The sequence below is a fragment of the Ruegeria sp. ANG-R genome (genome assembly GCF_000813985.1).
Classification (GTDB): Bacteria; Pseudomonadota; Alphaproteobacteria; order Rhodobacterales; family Rhodobacteraceae; genus Ruegeria.
Genome location: NZ_JWLJ01000012.1, coordinates 43,584 through 62,362 on the forward strand (window position 1 = coordinate 43,584; position 18,779 = coordinate 62,362).

Below are 18,779 nucleotides of genomic sequence, written 5' to 3' on the forward strand. Positions count from 1 at the left end.
CCTTGCCCATGACATGCCCACGGAGATCCCGAACATGGAAACCAAAACCGAAACACCGAGTGAAGACGGTGGCGTTGTCGCCCTTCTGAAGAAATACAAAGCTGAATCGGATGGCGTGAACGAGACCACGCTGCCTGAGACCGGCGTCACGGTGACCTGGCCGAAGTTTCAGCCGCACCATGTCTGGACCAAGGCGCAGCGTCTGGCCAGGAAAAATCCGTTCGGCACCGCCGATATCTACGTTGCGCTGTTGTGCAAGTTTAACGGTGAACGCCTGACCATTGACGAGTTCAAGGAACTTGTTCCCACCGGCGATGCGCTGCACCTGACCGGCGAGGTTATGGGTGATGATGAACTTGAGAATGACGCGGGAAACGACCAAGGCTGAGCACCCCCCTCGATCACATCCATCTGGTCGACTGCGGATTCACCCACACCGAACTGATGGCGATGTCCGAGGAGGAGTTCTGCTTTTGGCGTGATGAGCGCCTCCAATACGATCAGCTGGTCGCTGAGGCCATCAAGAAACAGACCAAGCCAAAGGACGACACATGAGCCGCCGCAAAGCCGAAATGGTGCTGAAGCTGGTCGATAAGGCCACGCGCCCGGCACGGCGGTTCATCTCCCTGCAAAAACGCATGGGGCGCGCGGCCGAGCTGGCCAACCGGGTTTCGGCGCGGTCAGCACAGGCAGCAAAGCGGGCAACTGATCTCTACGCCGGAGCCGTGCGCAGACTGGATCGCGCCCAGGACACGCTTCGCGCAGGTGTCCGGCGCACCAATCAGGTGATCGCGACCCAGACAGCCCGATTGCGGTCCTCCGGAGCCATGATGCGCAGCGGAATCGCCGGGTTCGGCCGCGCCGCCGTTGTGGCTGGTGGCCTCTGGACTGCCTACAGCGGAACGGTCTCGGCCGCAGGTATTGCGATGCTGAGCCCGGCCCGCCAATTCGAGAAATTCGAGACTGTTTTGACTACGACCGAAGGATCTGCACAGGCCGCCAAGAAGGCCATGGGTTGGGTCGAAGATTTCGCCACGCGGACGCCTTACGAGCTTGACCAGGTCATGGCATCGTTTGTGCAGTTGCGTGCCTATGGTCTCGATCCGACCAACGGTATGCTGCAGAAGCTGGGAAATGCGTCTGCCGCAATGAACAAGCCGCTTATGCAATCGGTTGAGGCGATGGCGGACGCGGTGACGGGCGAGAATGAGCGCCTGAAGGAACTGGGCATCAAAGCCGCCAAGGTCGGAAAACACTTTGAATATTCCTATACCGGCAAAGACGGAACCACCAAGATCGTCCGCGCTCTGGCCAGCGACCGGCAGGCCATTCAGGCCGCTATTCTCGGCATTTTCGATGAGAAATATGGTGGCGCGATGGAGCGCCTGTCCCTGACTTTTGACGGCATGGGGGCCAACCTGCTGGATCAGTGGACCAAGTTTCAGCGGATGATCATGGGCTTTGGCGTCTTTGATTGGATGAAGAGCAAGCTGAAACTTGTCCTGGACGAAATCAACCGGCTGGAAGCCTCCGGAGAGCTGGAGCTTTGGGCTAAACGCATTGCCGATCATATTCTGGTCGGGCTCGAGGCCATCTGGAGTTTTGGATCTTCCGCTGTCGAATTCTGGCAGGCGCTTTATCCGGTCATGCAATCCGCCGCCGACGCGCTGGGCGGTTGGCGCAATCTTGCGCTTGCTGTACTGGCCATTCCGCTGCGCGGGTTCATCCTGGGCGCGGCGGCCGGGCTAGTCCAATTCGCCTGGGGTGCTGTGTTGGCTGCCCGCTCTCTAGCCACCATAGGTCTCGCCTCCGCTGCGGGCGGCGCATTGCGCCTTGGCTCTGTCATGCTCGCTATGCTGAACCCACTGAAACTGGTTCGCGCCGCCTTTATCGCTATCCGTCTTGCCATCATCTCCACCGGGATCGGCGCGCTGGTGGTCGGCCTCGCTATGGCTGGGACGTGGATCTACAACAACTGGTCCGGTCTGGTGTCGTTCTTCAAGGGCTTTGGTGAAGCTTTTATGGCCAGCCTTGGTCCGGCCCGCCCGCTTGTGCAGGGCATCGTCGATGCCGCCGCATCGCTCTGGGATTGGATGGGCAAACTGGTCGGGCCTATCGACGCCAGTGCCACAGCCTGGACCCGTTGGGGAGAGACCGCAGGTGAGGCTGTCGGCGCGGTCGTGAACTATGTGATCGAGCTGCTTGGTAAACTCGGAGAGGTTGTCGCCTGGCTGAAATCGGCATGGGAGTGGGCGCAGGGCAACGAAGCTGCGCAGCGGGATCGTATCGCACAGCTTGCCGCCCGTCCGGCTCCAGCGGGGCGTCAAGGTGGACCGTTTGGCATCAATGCTCAACGCAATGCAGCAACTGCAGCCAAAGCGGCCCGTGTCGCCGCTGTATCCAGCGTGTTGGCGGTGGGTGGACCTCTGGCTGCGGAAACCCCTTCCCCTGATGGCTCGCAATACCTGACACCAAGAACAGGAAATCAGATTTCTATCTCTGCCCCGATGAGTGTGCGGGTAGACGGCAGTGTCGATTCAGAAGGTATTGCCGAACTCAAGGCCGCGCTGGAACAATTCAAGGAAGAATTGGCCGAAGAGGTCCGAGATGCCAATCGAAGGAGCCACGACTGATGTTAGGCTTATTTGGTGATTCAATCATTGGCACCGATCACCTGACCGGACCCACCGCCGACTCGGAGGCCAAATCGGCTCGGCTGGTCCAGCATTCTGTTCTGCGTGGCAAGCCTGTTCTGCAGGATCTTGGCAATGACGCCGGAACCAAGCAGCTGCGCTTTTTCTTCGATGAGACATTTTGTGATGCCGAGGCTGAACTTAGCAAGATCGAGGCTGCGTTTGAGGCACGTGTCCCGATGAAGCTGTTTTTCGACCTGAGGGGCTTCGAGGTCGGAGTGTTCATCATCGAGCGTCTGCGTATCCGACGCCAGAAAACTTCGCCAAAGGGTCGGTTGGTCCGTGTTGAGATCGAGGTTGAGTTGATCGAAAGTGTCATTCGCCCCGGCGGCATTTTGGACGCAGCCGCTGGTGCGGCCCGTGCGGCATTCAACCCCGCGCTCCGGAGGCCGAGATGACCCAAGCCTATCTGGAACACATAACCAAGCCAGGTGAGCGGTGGGATTTGATCGCCTATCGGTATTACGGCAACGCCAAATTGTTGCATCATATTCTGAAGGCAAACCCGAACATGCTGTGCAATCCTGACCGTCCTGTACCGCTCATTCTGGAACCGGGCATCACTCTGCGTATCCCTGTGCTTGAGCAGGCTCAGATAGAGGCGGTGCGTTTGCCGCCGTGGAAACAGGGTGCGACATGATCGGGCCACAGCAACCGGTTGTCGATATCTCGGTCGCGGGATCTCCGGCTGGTGTGTTTTTGGGTAAAGAGTTGAAGCGCTTTGTCTATCGTGATGTACATCACGGTGAGGTTGATGACATCAGATTTACGCTGGCAGACGGTCAAGGCCTGTGGCGCAGCGACTGGGGTATTGACGAGGGCACCGAGGTCTCGGCCGTGATGGGCTATGGCGGCCTCTTGGGTTTGCGTGTGCCCTGCGGTCTTTATGCCGTGGACGAAACCGAAGCCTCTGGTGATGGCGGTGGCGACGTCGCGACGTTCAAAGCGCTCTCGGCCTTCACCTCTAAGGAACTGCGCACCGAACGCTCGGCCGCCTATGATCAGATGACATTGGCCGGAATCGTGCGGAAGGTTGCGGATCGCCATCAGCTGAAAGTGGTCGGAGAGATTCCCGATTTGTCCTTTGATCGCATCAGCCAGAATAAGCAGAGCGACCTGGCCTTTCTGACCCGAATGGCTGAAGACTGGGGCTGCTATTTTTCGGTGAAAGGCGATCAGCTGGTCTTCACTCGGCGCGAAGTTATCGAACAGGCAGCGCCGGTGCGGACCTTTGACCTGATCGCAGGTGATCCGATCACACGCTACACGTTTCGCAAATCGACCCACAAGCTCTACGCTAAAGCTGTGGCGCGCTATCTGCACCCCATTCGCAAGACGGTTCTGTCGGCGGAGGTCGAAGATCCGCGTGTTCCTTCAGGCGACACATTGAAGCTGGATGACCGTGTCGAAACGCAGGCGCATGCCGAGCGATATTGCATCGCCCGTCTGGCCAGCGAGAACGACGAGATTGCCACAGGTCGGATCACCACCGTCGGAGACCCGTTGTTACTAGCCGGTCAGGTTGTAGCGCTTGGGCCGGGATATGGGCGCTATGCAGGCCGCTGGTTGATCACAATGGCGCGCCACTTGTTCAGTGCGGATGGGTACACGACGAGCATTAACCTCAAGCTGGTTGGGTGACAGATGCCGCCTTTCTCAGATGTAGAACGCGATTTTCTGGCAGAAGCCGCCGCCGACCCGAAGGGCAGTAAGCTCAAAAGCAAAGACCAGAAACAGATTGCCCGCATGTTGGCGCTGCGCGGACTAGTTATGATCAATAAATCAACAACTCGGATGGTCGTTACCCCAGCCGGGCGCTTTGTTCTCAGCACCAAGTGAAGGAAAAAAATCGATGCAGAGCGAGCAAATGAAACGTGGCATCGTCGTGGACGGTCGGGGATCGCAGGTCCGAGTTCGGTTTGAGGATAATGACCAGGTCATTTCCGGCTGGCTCGATGTCGTGCAGCGCAGCTCGGCCGGTATGCGGGTGTTCACGCGCCCCAAACCCGGTAGTCAGGTGGTATGCGCAATGGATGGCAATCGCGAGGCTGGTGTTGTCCTGGGCGCACTCTATTCAGACGCAGATCCGGCCCCAACTGGGGGAGACGGCACTATGCATTTTGAAATGCCGGACGGATCTACTGCAATTTGGGATGGCGACGCTTTCACAATCGATCACAGCAGTGGCCTCGTGTTGACCATCGCGGGTGGCAAACTGGTTGTGGATGGTGATCTGGAAATCACGAGAAACGTGATGGTCTCCGGCGACTTGGTGGTCAGCGGAGATACGACCCTGAAAGACACCTCAATCAACGGTATCGGACAGGTCAGCGATTGACCCCTTGACGTGATGGTCCTGCGTCGAAATGGTAGGGCCATCATATTCGGGTAGCTGTACGCTCCCCTGAACTGAGTTCAGGTATCTTACGCTGCCTCAGATCCGGCATCACCATGCCATGCTGGATCGGAACACCATCACAAATGTACATTGGCAGTCCAAACGCACGGCTGAAGGGCCTGTGTGGGGGGAGATCGCGCCCGATCTTGAGGATCTGGCTCAGGAAATCCGCCATTGCATTCTCACGCCCAAGGGATCAGTGCCGCTGAATCCGGAAAAAGGATGTGATCTGGAGCAATACCGCGACCGACCCATGAACGTGCGCAGCTTGTTTGTGGTGGCAGAAGTGCGGGAAGCGCTGCGTCTATGGGTGCCACGCGTATTGGTTCATGAACTGAATTATGCCAACACCTTTGAAACCATCTCGCTGACCGTAACCTGGTCGCCCATCGAGGCTGTGCTGGATGACTTCCAGACGACGGAGGTCGCCTATGTCTTCTGATACCGCCCCGATCACTGCTTTAAACCAGGCTGGCGCACCGGATTTCGTGACCTACGAGGCCCAGAGACTTCTGGATCTGGCCAAGGCCAAATTTGAGGCCGATACAGGCCGCACACTGTCCGAAAGTCAGCAGGAAATGTACCTGCTTGAAACCATCGCCTACATGCTGGCTTTGCGCGGGACCGAAGAACAGCTGGCCTTTGAGAACTGTTTCGTCGCCTGGGCGCGCGGTTCATATCTGGACGTCCACGGCGGGGATCGCAAAACACCGCGCCTGCAGGCCGCACCCTCGACAACAACACTGCGGTTTTCAACGCCTCAACCTGCGACGACCCAGATTCTAATTCCGGCAGGGGCGCGGGCTGCAGACGCGGGTGGTCTCGTTCAGTTCGCCACGCAGGCGGCCGTGTTCATCGAGATCGGACAATCGAGCGTGGATATCGCGGCAACGGCCACACAGTCCGGCGTCGCGGCCAACGGTTTTGCTGCCGGGGCTCTTTCCACATTAGTGGACCCGGTGCCGGGGGTCACGGCAGTCACCAACTTGACGGAGACCGGCGGCGGTGCCGAGACAGAAAGCGACGCCCGGTACCGTGAGCGCCTGCCCTTGGCTTTCGAGCGGATCGGTGATGGATTGAACCGGGAACGCTATGTGGCGGATGTGTTGGGTTGGAATGCGCGCTGCATCGATGTCCATGTCGCCCGGCCTCAGCCTGGTCATGTCGATATCTACCCGCTGATGGATACTGGCGCGCCGAACTCTGAAGAGACCGTATCCCTGTTGTCTGTCTTCAACGAGAGCAACACCCATCAGGGTGATTTTATCCAGATAAAGCCGCCCACAGCGCACGATTTCACCATTGAGCTGACATTAGTGGTTTCAAACCCGGAGGCCGCGACTGAGGCCGAAGAAGCGGTCCAGGGCGTTTTGGACGAATGGGAACGCAGCTTGGGTGGCTACATTGCGCCGTCCGAACTGACCGATGCCGCCCGCGACATTATCGGCGTAGTTGACGCCGATGTGACCAATCAGAACTTTGCGACGGTTGCAGCAACGTCCTGGCGCAGCTGCACAGCGCTGCAGGTTGTGGTGGTGACAGTCTGATGACCCGATATTGGCCCGATAACAAACTTGACCGCATCACGCCGCCACAAGTCTTGGATGAACGCGGTTCGGCCTATCTAAGAGCGTTAAACGAGATCATCGGCGATCAGCCGATTACCGCTTTTCAGGTTAAGGATGCCGAAACCTGCCCGACCGAGGCGCTGCCTGCGCTGATCGCCGAATATTCAATGCAGGAGTTCATCGACCCCGATCTGCCCGAGGCCATCCAACGTCGTATCCTGAAGAATGCTTGGCTCCTGCAGTCGCTTGAAGGATATGATGCTGGCGTCAAATTCGGGCTCAGCCTGTTGGGCATGACGGCAATCATCGAGCAGTGGTATCAGCAGCAACCGATGGGAGCGCCTAATACCCACCGCCTGACGATCATGATCGATGACGTCATTGATCCCGATGGTGATGGGTATTTCTCCGAGGGGCAGACACGCGCCACGCTGAAGATGGTCGAGGCAACCAAGCGCTGGTCACAGGACAGCGAAATCCGCATTGGCATTCCTGCACGGCCGCCAGTTTATGCCGGTGTTTTTGCTCTGACGCATATCAAGGCGATTGCCAGCGCTCAGCTCGACCCGCCGCCGGTTCTGGATACCGCCGCCCGGATGGCCGTGGCCCCAATCACCCGCATCACTTCAATCGTAAACACCGCGTAAGGAAACGCACACATGGCCCAATTCGCCATCATGACCCAGACCGGGCGCAACAAGGAAGCTGCGGCTCTTGCGGGCGGCACTACATTGTCCATCACCGAGATCGCGTGGGGTGACGGCGACCGTATTCCAGGCGGCAATGAGACCAGATTGCAGAACGAACAAGGCCGCAAAACAATTCAAGGTAGCGGTACGGTCGCCGACGCTCTCAATACCGCCTTCTTCGAGATCCTTCTCGATGTGGAAGAAGGGCCCTTCATCATCCGGGAATCTGGTCTCTTTGACGAGGATGGTGATCTGATTGCCATTGCTCACTACGACCCGCCGGTAAACAAGCCAAAGGACACCGTGTCTGCTCTGGTGCGCATCCACGTGGTGTTCTCGGATCTGCAGAATCTTGTCCTTCAGGTACAGGGCACTGATGCCTACGTGCCTGTAGAACGTCAGATTATTGCGGGCACAGGTTTAACTGGTAGTGGTGATCTGGCTGCTGACCGGACTTTGGCTGTTAACTTCGCCTCTCTGGCTCAGGCCCGCGCCGGTCTGGCTACGGATCTGGTGATTAACCCGGCTGCACTGCGGGCATTGCTTGACGATATGCTGAATGGTGCACCGGGTGCATTGGACACATTCAATGAACTTGCTGAAGCGCTCGGCGATGATCCGAACTTTGCAGCAACCATCCTTGATGAACTGAGAAAGGCATCGCCAATCGGCGAGGTCAAAATCTGGACCGATGACACCGCGCCATATGGCAGCCTTGAAGGGGACCGAGCCACCTATCTGCGCGCTGATTACCCCTTGCTCTGGGCATATATTCAGACCTCGGCGATGTACGATCCAACTGGAGCAATTGTCTATATGTTCGGCCCAGGCGATGGGGCGACCAGTTTTGACATGCCTGAAACACGCGGTGAGTTCCTGCGGTTCTGGGATCATGGACGCGGCGTGGATGCTGGACGACTACTTGGCTCATGGCAGGCTGACGAGTTCAGGTCGCACACCCACACCTATGTCCGCTCCAACAGTAACAATGCGTCTTACGACGTCACCAATGAAGAATCCGGCAACAAGGGAACGTACAACACGAACTCTGGTGCCGCTGGCGGCGATGAAACCCGTCCCCGTAGCGTAGCCTACATGGCTGTTTTCCGGGCTTACTGAGGAGCGTGACTATGAAGATTTATGAGTATGATCAGCAGGGCGTATTCCTCGGCGAACGTGCAGCCCGTCGCGATCCCCGCAACCCTGAGCGCTGGGTGATCCCCGGCAACACCACAACAGACCCCTTGCCTGAACCCGAAGAGGGTAAGTGGCCCAAGCGCGAGAACGACGCCTGGACGATGGTGGAAGATCACCGGGGCGAGACTTACTGGCGCGCGGATCGTTCCGAACATGTCGTGACTGATCTCGGTCCACTGCCGGATGGGGCACTGGAAGCGATGCCCGCACTGACACTTGAAGAACGCAAGGCTGCTGCGATTTCCGAAGCCTTCGGCATCGCTATCGATATCCGCAAGCAAGTTGCAAGAAACGTCCACATCGTGCGGGCGATTTCATGGGTCAACAAGGTGCCCTATGCGCTGATGTGGAAGGCGCATGAGGACGGTGGCGACGAAAACGGGCCGCTTGCCGCTATTGCTGCCGAAGCACAAGCCGGGTTCCAGATCGAGGCGGATGTAAAGGGCACAACCGCCATCGCCCTGCGGGATCGCACCATCGAGAAGAACGCCAAGTTTTTCCGCGCAACTCAGTTGGTCGAGGGCATGGAAGGCTTGGCCGAGACCATCATTCCAGCCGCCGAGAATGACGAGCAGTACTCTGCTGCCGTCGCGCAATTGCAGTCCCTTCAAGTGCAGGCAATGGAGCAACTGAAAGCTATCACTGGTGAGAGTAACTGATGCGTCGCCCGTCTTTCTCCGATCTGACCCCGGCGCAGCAGGGCAATTTCGGCAATGGCGTGGGGCCATATTGGTTGCCCGCCAGTGCCCGCCGCTGGATCACCAAAACCGCCAGTTGGTTCTTTCGCAGTGCCAGTTGGCGGCACCATGATTTTGGCTATGCCGTCGGCGGCGACCGTTGGGACCGCGCCCGCTGTGACTGGAAGTTCCTGCAGGCCATGCTGCGCGATGCGGTGACACAGGATGGAGGGCCTATTGCTCCCGCTGTTGTATGGCTGGTTCTTGCATCTGAGGCTGCTGTGCTAAGCCTGCTCTTCTACCTCGCCGTTCGCATTGGCGGGCAGTTCGGCAGCTTTGAATATCGCGACCAATATGCATCGCTCGAAGAGGTGCTGGAGGCGTACCGCTAAAGCGGAGGCACGGGTGGCGGGCACCACCCATAACCACGGGGAATAGTCTCACTCACCCCCGCCGACCCGACACTCATCAAGGCCGCCCGCACTCATGATCATGAGATGTAGGCATATGGAACGATTCGAGAACAAATGTCAAAGCATGACATCAACCAAACCAATCCTGTCGCCCCTTGGTTGGGCGGTAAGCGCAATCTGGCAAAACGCATCTGCGCCATCATCGACGCGGATCCGCACCTGACCTACGCCGAACCATTCGTCGGCATGGGCGGCATCTTCCTGCGCCGTCGCAAACAGGCCAAAGCCGAGTTCATCAATGATGCCCAGCGCGACGTCTACAACCTGTTCCGCGTCCTGCAGGAACACTATGTCGCATTTCTGGATTTGTTGCGGTTTCAGCTGACGACGCAGGCCAATTTCCTTCGTTTGCTCGAAACCGATCCGTCAACGCTAACCGATATGCAGCGCGCGGCTCGCTTCCTTTACCTTCAGCGCACAGCATTTGGTGGCAAGATCTCGGGACGGAACTTCGGCCTTTCAGCTGATCGGCCAGCCCGTTTCAATCTGACGACGCTGGAGCCGGATCTTGAGGCGTTGCACAGCCGTCTGTCTGGCGTCACCATCACCTGCATGGATTATGCCGACTTTATCCGGCGTATCGACCGGCCGAGTGCCCTGTTCTACCTCGATCCGCCCTACTGGGGCTGCGAAGGCGACTATGGCAAGGCACTGTTTGATCGGAGCGCATTCGACCAGATGGCGAGACAGCTCAGCGGCATTCGGGGGCGGTTCATCATGTCGATCAACGATGTGCCGGAGATCCGCGAGATATTCGGCGGGTTCTATCTGCAAGAGGTCGAAACCACCTATACCGTCGGAAGGTCCAACGACGCGCGTGGCGCTCGGGCCGAGCTGCTGATCAGCAACTTTGATCGGAGTTAGTCAAGTGGGTTCAATCTGCCGACGCTACGCATTTCGTTACATGATCTTCCATGTCGTCAAATATCTGCTGAATACGGTCAAAAATAAACTCTGTAATTTCCGGCGCATTCTCATTGCCCTCAGTAAGGGCAAGTATAGTGTCTCTTGCGTGCTCCATCGCAAAGGTACGAAGCCTGGAAAAATCGTACCCCTCAGGGCTGATCTTCTGCAGTTCTTTCGCCATTTCCTTCTCAAGGCCGAGGTGCAAGGCAAACTCGACGTAATTTTGAAGGACCGCATCAAGATCAACAAACTTCCGTTGGCCGAACATGCCGCTCTCCCAATAGTCGAATCAGAAATCCGGAGCGTTTTATCATGAGGAAAGAGTTCCCAGAACCCGCCGAGATGAATTTGCTTGGCCGCGCCGAGGCAAAGCAAACACAGGAGAACCGATTACACGAAGTTTGGCGTGTTGCACATCAAACGGGCTGACCATGTTTGCGCTGCGGCAAGCCATCAGCAGGGCACTCGACACTTGAGGAAATTACCAATGAGCCAGGTTCCAAATTACAATTTCCAGATCAGGGTAGGAAACACCGGCACGCTGAAGTCTCGTGACGGTCTTGTCCTGCGCTTTCTGGCAAAAGATCAGCCATTTGATCTCACTGGGTCGGAGATCCACTTTTTTGCCAGCGGTGGTGGTGGGCTTTGGTTGCATTGGCAGGAAGGCGAACATCTAACGATCAAACCAGATGAAGGTATCATAGCACTGCCATTCCGGGAGCCGAGCCTATTCCGAAATGTGCCGCGCGGGCAACTAGTTCGTTACGAAATCGAGCGCCGTTTCGATGGTCACCAGCGCTGTCTGCTCGAAGGTGCCATTACGTTGGTGCGAGGAATCGACAATGACTGAAATCAAAACAATTGAGGTTGCTCATGACGCCGGGCCGACAGTTGTGGAAATCCACTTGCCCGCAAGCACAGAAATTCCCACTGGCACGCAACCCGGCGAAGCCGGGCCCAAAGGGGACAAGGGCGATCCGGGGTCAGTAGGTCCTTCAGGACCGCAAGGTATTGCCGGACATTCAGCTTATGAGATAGCCCGTACGCATGGCTTTATCGGAACAGTTACCGCCTGGCTAACCTCTCTCAAGGGGGAGCGGGGCGAAAGGGGCGCTGAAGGACCTGCAGGTCCAGAGGGTGCAAAAGGCGACCAAGGCGAGCCCGGCGCAATCGGACCTCGTGGCCTCAAAGGAGATGTGGGGCCGGAAGGTTCGCACGGCATTCAAGGACCAAAAGGTGACAAAGGTGATCAGGGGCCGGAAGGGCCAATGGGTCCTGCCGGGTCAGATGGCGGTCCAGGCCCTGTCGGGCCCATAGGGCCAAAGGGAGAAAAAGGCGATACCGGAGAAAACGGTGGACCCGGTCCAGCTGGTGGACGTGGTGAGAAGGGAGAGACCGGTCCTGCTGGCACAGATGGTCAAGACGGTCAAAAAGGCGACCCCGGTGCAGGTGTTGCGCCAGGCGGAGCAGTAGGTCAGATTCTGGCCAAGGCGTCAGAAGCTGACCATGATACGCATTGGGTTGACCCGCCTTCAGGAAGCGGTGGTGGTGCACCTACTGCAAAGACCATCCTTGATGTGGTCTGGCCCGTTGGAATGATCGTTCCTTTTTTTGACGCCTCTGACCCCAATGCACGTTATCCCGGCACCAGTTGGGAACGCCGTGATGATCTGGCCGACCGCTATCTGGTTGCTGGACAAAATGGGGGCAGCTTGGCAGCCGAGAGCGATATGAACCGCACATTACCTGCGCCGACAATCACTAACTCTGCACGCGGCAACAGGGGGACGACAGTTAACGTCGTCCGAAACTTCAATTTTAATGGTGCAGCGATCGATCTAACCCACAGCCACGCGTCGGTCACAGTCGCAGTCTGGCAACGCACGGCGTAGCGGTATGCGATCAGCAATGCCGCATTTGAAGTCCTCATCCAAATGACCAGACGAAAGGAACAAGATTTGCAGTTTAACTATGAGCACTGGCGTCGGCACGGTATCGTCGGGCATCTCTTCCACCTGAGAATCGCCGACATGCAAAACGACATCGAGCTAACACGCAAAATCCTCATTGCCATCCGAGAAAAGGATAATTTGCGTCCCGCTCCAATCCAAGTACCGGGCTATGAACCAGTTTTGGTGATGCGGCATGTAATACGCCTGCATGATGATGGAATGATCGAAGGAACCGTGTCCGAAGCCCTCGGAATGGAAGCGCCATTGGTCTTTGTGAGCGATATGACCACTGCGGGGCATAATTTTTTGGCCGCAATAGAGCAGCAAGACATTTGGAACAGGCTAAACAGCACCCTCAACCCCGCAGAGTTGGCAGCTTTCTCACTGCGGGAGATCGCAGGTCTTGCCAAAGAACTGGCACTGGCTGCCGCCAAAAAGAAGCTGGGGCTAAGTGAATAATACCACTGCCAATAACCACGCCGCTGTCTGCCAATAGTCGCGCCGCGCTACAACAGGACAGTCGTTAGTGCTGGGTTAGAATCCTTGCTGCCGGGCTGGTGTCCCGTTGCAGTCTCGGCGGGAAACCCGCAGGGATGATTTTAGTCGTTGATCGCAACTACTTAATTTTTAAGGAGAATTTGGTAGCGGAGGAGGGACTTGAACCCCCGACACGCGGATTATGATTCCGCTGCTCTAACCAACTGAGCTACTCCGCCGCAAGTGTCAGGCGATTTAAGCGAGAGGCCGGGTCGGGTCAAGAGGGAAAACACGCCTGCAGAGATTCTTTGGATTATCTTGTTCAGGCATCAACGTTCGTCGCCTCAGCAGTGTTTTTTTCAGCAATCCGCCGGATGAAATCGGCGCATATATCGGGCGTCGTGATAAGGATCATGTGTCCACGATTTTCCAGAATGCTTGATGTCAGGCCGTATTCGGTCATGGATGCTCCGTGTACGTCTGCCGCCAATACCGGGTCTTCGGCGCCGAACAGAATGCCTCCGCCCACTCGCAGGTTCTTGTAACGTCGGCTGAGGGGGCCAAGGCTGGTTTCGACGCCGATCACGTCTTGCGAAGCGGTGATAAAGGCTGAGGGCCGCAGTCCGAGCGCGCCGCCCGCGCGATCCAGAAAATCTGCGGGGGGCGGTTCCGGGGCGAAGACATCACGCAGCACCAACGGTGCGGTTTTGCGGGCCAGCGGTACCGCGATGGTGTGGCCGATCAGATTTCGCAGCCATCCGGTGCGAATCTCCAACGGTTTGAAGACAGCGGGCGTTCCGGGCAGTTCCCGCGTAAGGGGGGCCAGTAAGGCCAGCGCACGGGTTTCATCGGGATAGTCCAGCGCCATGGCCAAGGCAACCGCGCCGCCCAGCGAATGCCCCACCAGAACGGCGTTCTCAACGCCTTTCACGTCGAGGAACTCGTGGATCATGCGGGCCTGTTCGGGCAGGGCGGCAAGCTCTGCGGAATCGCGTGTGGAATAGCCACAGCCGGGGCGGTCCACTGCGAGAACATGAAAGTCGTTGGCGAGGTCATCCATGAGCGCATACGTGAAATGCTGTAACTGCCCGGACAACCCGTGAATCATGACGATGGTCGGATTGGCGGGATCGCCTTTCTCGACGTAATGAACGCTGCCTCCATCCACGGGAACGATCTGACCCAGTTGCGGTACCATCTCTGTGCCCTGCCGGGTAAGGCGGCGGGTCCAGAGCGCCATCGTCAACAGGAAGGCGGCCAGAAGACCGGCAATCGTCAACACTATGGTCATGGGTTATCTCCACTCGTTTCAGGAACAGTATGGTATTGTTCCAGCCCTGAACGTGCCATGCGCTTTCTGAATTCGGACACGGTGCCAGGCCAGAGCGTTGTGTTGCGCCCGTCGGCGTCCTGATACCAGGATGTGCAGCCCCCGGCTTGCCAGATGCTGTGGGCGTGACGATCCTGCATCTCTTGCGTGAACGCAGATTGTTTGTTTGCGTCAGTCTCGACGATCCGAACGCCTTGCCTCTCCATGGCATCAAGAACGCGCCCTACATGGGCGACTTGCGCCTCGATCATCAGGACAACCGAATTGTGGCCCAAGCCGGTATGTGGCCCCAGAAGCATGAACAAATTCGGGAACCCGGCGATTGCGGTGCCCAGATTGGCTTTCATACCATCTGCCCAGGCTTGCTTTAGCGTCAGCCCATCCGCTCCGGTAATGTTCAGTCGCTTGACCATGTCCGTGACATGGAAACCGGTGCCCCAGATCAGGATGTCGGCCTCGACCCGGGTGCCGTCGGTCGCCGTGATTTCATGCCGATCAATCGAGGCAACGCCATGGGGAACCACGTCCACGTTGTTGCGCGCCAGTGCCGGATACCAGTCGTTTGAGCTGAGTATCCTTTTGCAGCCGATGGCGTAGTCAGGTGTGAGTGCTTTCTTCAGCGCCGGATCAGAGATTGCACTGTCCATCGCCTGCCGCCACATCTTCATCGCGAAGGCAACCGCACGCGGCTCTCTCCGGAAGACGCGGTGCCGGAATTCGAACAACAGATAGATCAGATGACGCCGAACACGGGGCAGCACTGGAAGGCGCCGATACAGGCGTCTTACCCAAGGTGCGATCGGCCCGTCGGGGCGTGGCAGGACATAGGGCGCACTGCGTTGGAAGATGGTGACGTGTTGTGCCGATTTCGCGATTTCCGGTACGAATTGTACTGCCGACGCACCGGTTCCGATGACGGCGATCCGCTTGCCCGCCAACGCGATATCGTGGTCCCATTCGGCCGAATGGAAGCTGGGGCCGGAAAAACTGCAAGCTCCGGGGATGTCAGGTGTCCGGGGGAAGTGCAATGCACCGATGGCCGAAACCAGAAACCGGGCCGACCAGCGGTGACCGCCCTTTGTTTCAACTTGCCAGCGTGTTCCATCCCAGCGGGCTGAGCTTAGTTCCTGGTAGAACCGGCACAGATCATACAGCCCCTCGCTGAGGGCGATTTGTTGCAGATAGGATTGGATCTCAGCGCCACCGGCATAGGCCCTGCTCCAATTTGCGTTCAAATGCGTCGCCATCGAGTAGAGATGCGAAGGAATATCGCAAGCGACACCGGGATAGGTGTTTTCGCGCCATGTTCCGCCGATATCACCCGCCTTCTCCAATATGACAATGTCAGAGATACCGCGTCGGCGCGCCTCGAGCGCCATCGTCAGCCCGGAAAAACCCGCACCGATAATTAGCATGTCGGTTTCGGTGGCCATATCTGTTCCAGATCCTCCCGCAAGGTATCGTCAGGGAATTACCCCGCAATGATATGGGGCCGCACCACCGTCTGAACAGATTGCCTTTGAGTCAACCAGTGCCGCTGAGCGCTTCTGCGGGTGGACGAGGAAGCGTATCGAGAAGATTGAAAACGCTATCTCGGCACGCGGGGCCAGCCCAGTCCGGTGGGTAAAAGGCCACGGGCAAGTCGGGCTGTCGGAGCACCACGCGCCGCCAGCGATGCACCAGTAGCGTGCGCAGCGTTGCGCTTTGAAGTGGCGCGGGTGACCAGTTTTCGGGGCGGGTTCGCGTGGCACGCTCGACCGCATCCAGCAACGCCTGACACGATTTACGCAGGTCTTTCGGGCACAGGCGATCCTGCAGCCACGTCGGAGCGGTCCGGGGCGAGATATCAAGACCCAGCAACCCGTCTGACTGATCCGGTGCGGGACCCGACCCCAGCGCTACACTCCGACTGATCGGGATATAATCGTGGCTGAGCATAACGTCCTCCAGCACCTGCGTGGTTCCCTCCTGAGCGATCAGCAAATGCCAGCGTTCAGCGGGCGTCGGGCCGCGGGCATAGATGCGTGGAGTAACGGCTGCCGATTGCGTCCTCCCGAACTCGCTGAGAACATGCCGCGAGACGCGACCGATGCGATCGCTCTCAATCCAACCATCCTTCCGCAGCCGGTGCAGGGCAACGCGGATGGCTTCGGGTTTGATGCCCATCGGCTCGATAATCCGTGTCAATGCACCGCCGGAGATCTGAGTGCCGGGCTCCTGCGCCATATCGCCAAAGAGTGATACGATAACCGACCACACCCGCTGGTCATGCGGGTCCGCCAGTTCGGCTACAGTTGTTTCGAACCACGAGTTCTGTTTGCTCATACGACCAGCTTATCCTGTCCGCGCAAACAAGAAAAACAGGTATGTGCTGCTGCTCAGCAGGCGTTCATTGTCAGCAGCTCATATTCGGCGACCAACTCGTCATCCTGATTTGTCAGGGTCACATGCCAGCGCACTTCGCCATATTCGTCGTTCCGTAGCGTCTTCTTTTTGACCGTCAGGCGGACTTTGATGCTGTCACCTGCGACAACGGGTTTCATGAAGCGCAAACCGTCCAGCCCCGTATTGGCGAGAACCGGCCCCTCGTTCGGTTCGACAAACAGGCCTGCCGCGAAGCTGAGCAACAGATAGCCATGCGCCACCCGGCCCGGGAAGAACGGATTTCGCGCCGCCGCATCCTCGTCCATATGGGCATAGAAGGTGTCGCCGGTGAAATTGGCGAAGTGTTCGATATCCGCCAGCGAGATGGTGCGGGAAGCGGTGTGCAGCGTTTCGCCGATGCTCAGTTCGCCGAACTTACGGGTGAAGGGGTGCGCAGGACCTTTGATTTCGGGCGCGCCGGGCACCCAGTTGGAGCTGATTTCGGTCAGTATGCGCGGCGAACCCTGTATCGCGGTGCGCTGCATATAGTGTTTCACACCGCGCACGCCGCCCATTTCTTCGCCTCCGCCCGCACGGCCCGGCCCGCCATGTATCATATGCGGCAGCGGCGAGCCGTGACCCGTCGACTCTGCCATCGAGTCACGGTCGTTGATGTAAATTCGCCCATTATACGCCGCCGTGCCCATCACAACATCGCGCGCGACATTGGTGTCGTGGGTGATCAGCGACGTCACCAAAGAGCCCTGACCCCGATTGGCCAACGCCACCGCATGATTCAGATCGCGATAGCCCATGAGAGTCGAAACCGGGCCGAATGCCTCGGTGTCATGGATGCGTAGCGCGGTGTCGGGATTGGCGCAGTGGAACAGCATCGGGGGAACAAATGCGCCGGTCTCGGGGCCTTGCAGGTCGAACGCATCCGGGTTGCCGAATACCCGTTCGGCCTCTTGCCCGATCAGGGCGGCTTTTTCGAGTACATCGGCCTTTTGCCCTTTTGACACAAGCGCGCCCATGCGTGTGGTCTCTGCCCGAGGATCGCCGATGGTGATCTTGGCCAGCCGCGCCGACAGCGCATCAATCACCGCGTTGACCTGCGCCTCGGGCGCAATGATGCGTCGGATGGCCGTGCATTTCTGGCCCGCCTTGGTGGTCATCTCGCGGGTGACTTCCTTGACAAACAGATCGAACTCGGGCGTGCCGGGTACCGCATCCGGGCCAAGGATCGATGCATTCAGACTGTCCTGTTCGGCCACGAACCGGACTGAATTTTGCAGTATCGCGGGCGTCTTCCGCAACTTAAGCGCGGTATCCGCAGAGCCGGTAAAGCTGACCACATCCTGACAGCCCAGGTGATCCAGCATGTCGCCCAATCCGCCCGACACCAACTGCAATGCTCCAGCGGGCAGGATACCGCTGTCCAGCATGATCCGGACGGCCAGTTCGGTCACGTAGCAGCTATTGGTGGCTGGTTTTACTATGGCCGGAACTCCGGCCAACAAGGTCGGCGCCAGCTTTTCGAGCATCCCCCATACCGGGAAATTGAAAGCGTTGATATGAACCGCCACGCCAAGCAAGGGCGTGCATATATGCTGGCCAAGAAAAGTACCGTTGCGCGAAAGTTGCTCGGCGTCGCCATCCAGATAAACCTGCGAATCCGGCATCTCTCGCCGTCCCTTCGAGGCAAAGACAAACATGGTGCCGATGCCGCCATCGATATCGATCAGGTGGTCTTTCTGGGTTGCGCCTGTTTCGAAACTCAGGTCGTAAAGCGCCTGTTTATGCGCTGAAAGCTCCTGCGCCAGCGCCTTTAACATCCGCGCACGGTCATGAAACGTGAGTTTGCGCAGTGCTGGGCCACCGGTACTGCGCGCGAAGTCCAGCATGGACTGCACATCAAGCGCCGCGTTCCCGGCAGTTGCGAACGGTGCACCGGTGATGGCGGATGCGATGGTACGTGCGCCGTTTCCAGGCGCGATCCATGCGCCAGCGGCAAAGCTGGAAATCTGATGCAGGGACATGGTGTTCTCCTGTTTG

At 58.1% G+C, this 18,779-nt stretch carries 21 protein-coding genes and 1 tRNA gene; 16 read left to right on the plus strand and 6 right to left on the minus strand.

The window, feature by feature from the left end; all coding sequences use genetic code 11:
- Positions 1–34: 34 nt before the first annotated feature.
- From RA27_RS20560 to RA27_RS20625, 13 genes are all read left to right on the plus strand, one after another.
- On the plus strand, positions 35–388 hold the full coding sequence (locus RA27_RS20560; RefSeq protein WP_039543368.1) for a hypothetical protein: 354 nt from the start codon (positions 35–37) through the stop codon (positions 386–388).
- Between the two features lie 163 nt (positions 389–551).
- Positions 552–2,633 (plus strand): tape measure protein, encoded by a 2,082-nt coding sequence (locus RA27_RS23325; protein WP_052265420.1) that lies wholly within the window; start codon positions 552–554, stop codon positions 2,631–2,633.
- Positions 2,633–3,091, plus strand: coding sequence for a phage tail protein (locus RA27_RS20570; RefSeq protein WP_039543369.1), 459 nt, complete (start codon positions 2,633–2,635; stop codon positions 3,089–3,091). Before RA27_RS23325 ends, RA27_RS20570 begins: the two co-directional genes overlap by 1 nt.
- Entirely contained in the window at positions 3,088–3,333 is a 246-nt protein-coding gene (locus tag RA27_RS20575; RefSeq protein WP_039543370.1) for a tail protein X, read from the plus strand. Before RA27_RS20570 ends, RA27_RS20575 begins: the two co-directional genes overlap by 4 nt.
- Complete coding sequence (locus tag RA27_RS20580; protein ID WP_039543371.1) at positions 3,330–4,334, plus strand: contractile injection system protein, VgrG/Pvc8 family; 1,005 nt, start codon at positions 3,330–3,332, stop codon at positions 4,332–4,334. The genes RA27_RS20575 and RA27_RS20580 overlap by 4 nt, the downstream gene beginning before the upstream one ends.
- 211 nt (positions 4,335–4,545) lie before the next feature.
- On the plus strand, positions 4,546–5,031 hold the full coding sequence (locus tag RA27_RS23330) for a phage baseplate assembly protein V (RefSeq protein ID WP_052265421.1): 486 nt from the start codon (positions 4,546–4,548) through the stop codon (positions 5,029–5,031).
- Between the two features lie 118 nt (positions 5,032–5,149).
- Positions 5,150–5,533 carry a hypothetical protein gene (locus RA27_RS20595; protein ID WP_039543375.1) on the plus strand — a complete coding sequence of 128 codons (384 nt, stop codon included), beginning with the start codon at positions 5,150–5,152 and terminating at the stop codon, positions 5,531–5,533.
- A complete protein-coding gene (locus RA27_RS20600; RefSeq protein ID WP_039543377.1) occupies positions 5,523–6,638 on the plus strand; it encodes a baseplate J/gp47 family protein in 1,116 nt (371 codons plus the stop codon). The genes RA27_RS20595 and RA27_RS20600 overlap by 11 nt, the downstream gene beginning before the upstream one ends.
- Positions 6,638–7,306: a phage tail protein I gene (locus RA27_RS20605; RefSeq protein ID WP_039543378.1), complete on the plus strand. Its 669-nt coding sequence runs from the start codon at positions 6,638–6,640 to the stop codon at positions 7,304–7,306. The genes RA27_RS20600 and RA27_RS20605 overlap by 1 nt, the downstream gene beginning before the upstream one ends.
- Positions 7,307–7,318: 12 nt before the next feature.
- A complete protein-coding gene (locus tag RA27_RS23335; protein WP_052265422.1) occupies positions 7,319–8,467 on the plus strand; it encodes a phage tail protein in 1,149 nt (382 codons plus the stop codon).
- Between the two features lie 11 nt (positions 8,468–8,478).
- Complete coding sequence (locus tag RA27_RS23340; RefSeq protein WP_052265423.1) at positions 8,479–9,204, plus strand: hypothetical protein; 726 nt, start codon at positions 8,479–8,481, stop codon at positions 9,202–9,204.
- Complete coding sequence (locus tag RA27_RS20620) at positions 9,204–9,614, plus strand: hypothetical protein (RefSeq protein WP_039543380.1); 411 nt, start codon at positions 9,204–9,206, stop codon at positions 9,612–9,614. The genes RA27_RS23340 and RA27_RS20620 overlap by 1 nt, the downstream gene beginning before the upstream one ends.
- A gap of 135 nt (positions 9,615–9,749) precedes the next feature.
- Positions 9,750–10,559: a DNA adenine methylase gene (locus RA27_RS20625; protein WP_039543381.1), complete on the plus strand. Its 810-nt coding sequence runs from the start codon at positions 9,750–9,752 to the stop codon at positions 10,557–10,559.
- A 10-nt stretch (positions 10,560–10,569) separates the two neighbouring features.
- Here RA27_RS20625 and RA27_RS20630 read toward each other — a convergent pair whose 3' ends face one another.
- Positions 10,570–10,869: a hypothetical protein gene (locus tag RA27_RS20630; protein WP_039543383.1), complete on the minus strand. Its 300-nt coding sequence runs from the start codon at positions 10,867–10,869 to the stop codon at positions 10,570–10,572.
- 219 nt (positions 10,870–11,088) lie between these two features.
- On the opposite strand from RA27_RS20630, the gene RA27_RS24135 reads away from it, so the two are divergent.
- The 3 genes from RA27_RS24135 to RA27_RS20645 all read left to right on the plus strand — a co-directional run bounded on the left by RA27_RS24135 (position 11,089) and on the right by RA27_RS20645 (position 13,012).
- On the plus strand, positions 11,089–11,451 hold the full coding sequence (locus tag RA27_RS24135; RefSeq protein ID WP_039543384.1) for a hypothetical protein: 363 nt from the start codon (positions 11,089–11,091) through the stop codon (positions 11,449–11,451).
- On the plus strand, positions 11,444–12,493 hold the full coding sequence (locus RA27_RS23345; protein ID WP_052265424.1) for a collagen-like protein: 1,050 nt from the start codon (positions 11,444–11,446) through the stop codon (positions 12,491–12,493). The genes RA27_RS24135 and RA27_RS23345 overlap by 8 nt, the downstream gene beginning before the upstream one ends.
- Positions 12,494–12,559: 66 nt before the next feature.
- Positions 12,560–13,012, plus strand: coding sequence for a DUF2513 domain-containing protein (locus RA27_RS20645; protein WP_193746558.1), 453 nt, complete (start codon positions 12,560–12,562; stop codon positions 13,010–13,012).
- Positions 13,013–13,192: 180 nt separating this feature from the next.
- Here RA27_RS20645 and RA27_RS20650 read toward each other — a convergent pair.
- From RA27_RS20650 to paaZ, 5 genes are all read right to left on the minus strand, one after another.
- Positions 13,193–13,269 (minus strand) — tRNA-Met (locus tag RA27_RS20650).
- A gap of 83 nt (positions 13,270–13,352) precedes the next feature.
- On the minus strand, positions 13,353–14,321 hold the full coding sequence (locus tag RA27_RS20655; RefSeq protein ID WP_039543389.1) for an alpha/beta hydrolase: 969 nt from the start codon (positions 14,319–14,321) through the stop codon (positions 13,353–13,355).
- A complete protein-coding gene (locus RA27_RS20660) occupies positions 14,318–15,793 on the minus strand; it encodes an NAD(P)/FAD-dependent oxidoreductase (protein WP_039543390.1) in 1,476 nt (491 codons plus the stop codon). Before RA27_RS20660 ends, RA27_RS20655 begins: the two co-directional genes overlap by 4 nt.
- A gap of 91 nt (positions 15,794–15,884) precedes the next feature.
- Positions 15,885–16,685 (minus strand): PaaX family transcriptional regulator C-terminal domain-containing protein, encoded by an 801-nt coding sequence (locus RA27_RS20665; protein WP_039543391.1) that lies wholly within the window; start codon positions 16,683–16,685, stop codon positions 15,885–15,887.
- A gap of 53 nt (positions 16,686–16,738) precedes the next feature.
- Positions 16,739–18,763 (minus strand): phenylacetic acid degradation bifunctional protein PaaZ, encoded by a 2,025-nt coding sequence (gene paaZ / locus RA27_RS20670; RefSeq protein WP_039543393.1) that lies wholly within the window; start codon positions 18,761–18,763, stop codon positions 16,739–16,741.
- Between the last annotated feature and the right edge of the window lie 16 nt (positions 18,764–18,779).

What these genes read in the sequence shown, in the direction of transcription:
- RA27_RS20560 (WP_039543368.1), top strand. Translation starts at nt 35, where the DNA reads ATGGAAACCAAAACCGAAACACCGAGTGAAGACGGTGGCGTTGTCGCC.
- RA27_RS23325 (WP_052265420.1), top strand. Translation starts at nt 552, where the DNA reads ATGAGCCGCCGCAAAGCCGAAATGGTGCTGAAGCTGGTCGATAAGGCC.
- RA27_RS20570 (WP_039543369.1), top strand. Translation starts at nt 2,633, where the DNA reads ATGTTAGGCTTATTTGGTGATTCAATCATTGGCACCGATCACCTGACC.
- RA27_RS20575 (WP_039543370.1), top strand. Translation starts at nt 3,088, where the DNA reads ATGACCCAAGCCTATCTGGAACACATAACCAAGCCAGGTGAGCGGTGG.
- RA27_RS20580 (WP_039543371.1), top strand. Translation starts at nt 3,330, where the DNA reads ATGATCGGGCCACAGCAACCGGTTGTCGATATCTCGGTCGCGGGATCT.
- RA27_RS23330 (WP_052265421.1), top strand. Translation starts at nt 4,546, where the DNA reads ATGCAGAGCGAGCAAATGAAACGTGGCATCGTCGTGGACGGTCGGGGA.
- RA27_RS20595 (WP_039543375.1), top strand. Translation starts at nt 5,150, where the DNA reads ATGCTGGATCGGAACACCATCACAAATGTACATTGGCAGTCCAAACGC.
- RA27_RS20600 (WP_039543377.1), top strand. Translation starts at nt 5,523, where the DNA reads ATGTCTTCTGATACCGCCCCGATCACTGCTTTAAACCAGGCTGGCGCA.
- RA27_RS20605 (WP_039543378.1), top strand. Translation starts at nt 6,638, where the DNA reads ATGACCCGATATTGGCCCGATAACAAACTTGACCGCATCACGCCGCCA.
- RA27_RS23335 (WP_052265422.1), top strand. Translation starts at nt 7,319, where the DNA reads ATGGCCCAATTCGCCATCATGACCCAGACCGGGCGCAACAAGGAAGCT.
- RA27_RS23340 (WP_052265423.1), top strand. Translation starts at nt 8,479, where the DNA reads ATGAAGATTTATGAGTATGATCAGCAGGGCGTATTCCTCGGCGAACGT.
- RA27_RS20620 (WP_039543380.1), top strand. Translation starts at nt 9,204, where the DNA reads ATGCGTCGCCCGTCTTTCTCCGATCTGACCCCGGCGCAGCAGGGCAAT.
- RA27_RS20625 (WP_039543381.1), top strand. Translation starts at nt 9,750, where the DNA reads ATGTCAAAGCATGACATCAACCAAACCAATCCTGTCGCCCCTTGGTTG.
- RA27_RS20630 (WP_039543383.1), bottom strand. Translation starts at nt 10,869, where the DNA reads ATGTTCGGCCAACGGAAGTTTGTTGATCTTGATGCGGTCCTTCAAAAT.
- RA27_RS24135 (WP_039543384.1), top strand. Translation starts at nt 11,089, where the DNA reads ATGAGCCAGGTTCCAAATTACAATTTCCAGATCAGGGTAGGAAACACC.
- RA27_RS23345 (WP_052265424.1), top strand. Translation starts at nt 11,444, where the DNA reads ATGACTGAAATCAAAACAATTGAGGTTGCTCATGACGCCGGGCCGACA.
- RA27_RS20655 (WP_039543389.1), bottom strand. Translation starts at nt 14,321, where the DNA reads ATGACCATAGTGTTGACGATTGCCGGTCTTCTGGCCGCCTTCCTGTTG.
- RA27_RS20660 (WP_039543390.1), bottom strand. Translation starts at nt 15,793, where the DNA reads ATGGCCACCGAAACCGACATGCTAATTATCGGTGCGGGTTTTTCCGGG.
- RA27_RS20665 (WP_039543391.1), bottom strand. Translation starts at nt 16,685, where the DNA reads ATGAGCAAACAGAACTCGTGGTTCGAAACAACTGTAGCCGAACTGGCG.
- paaZ (WP_039543393.1), bottom strand. Translation starts at nt 18,763, where the DNA reads ATGTCCCTGCATCAGATTTCCAGCTTTGCCGCTGGCGCATGGATCGCG.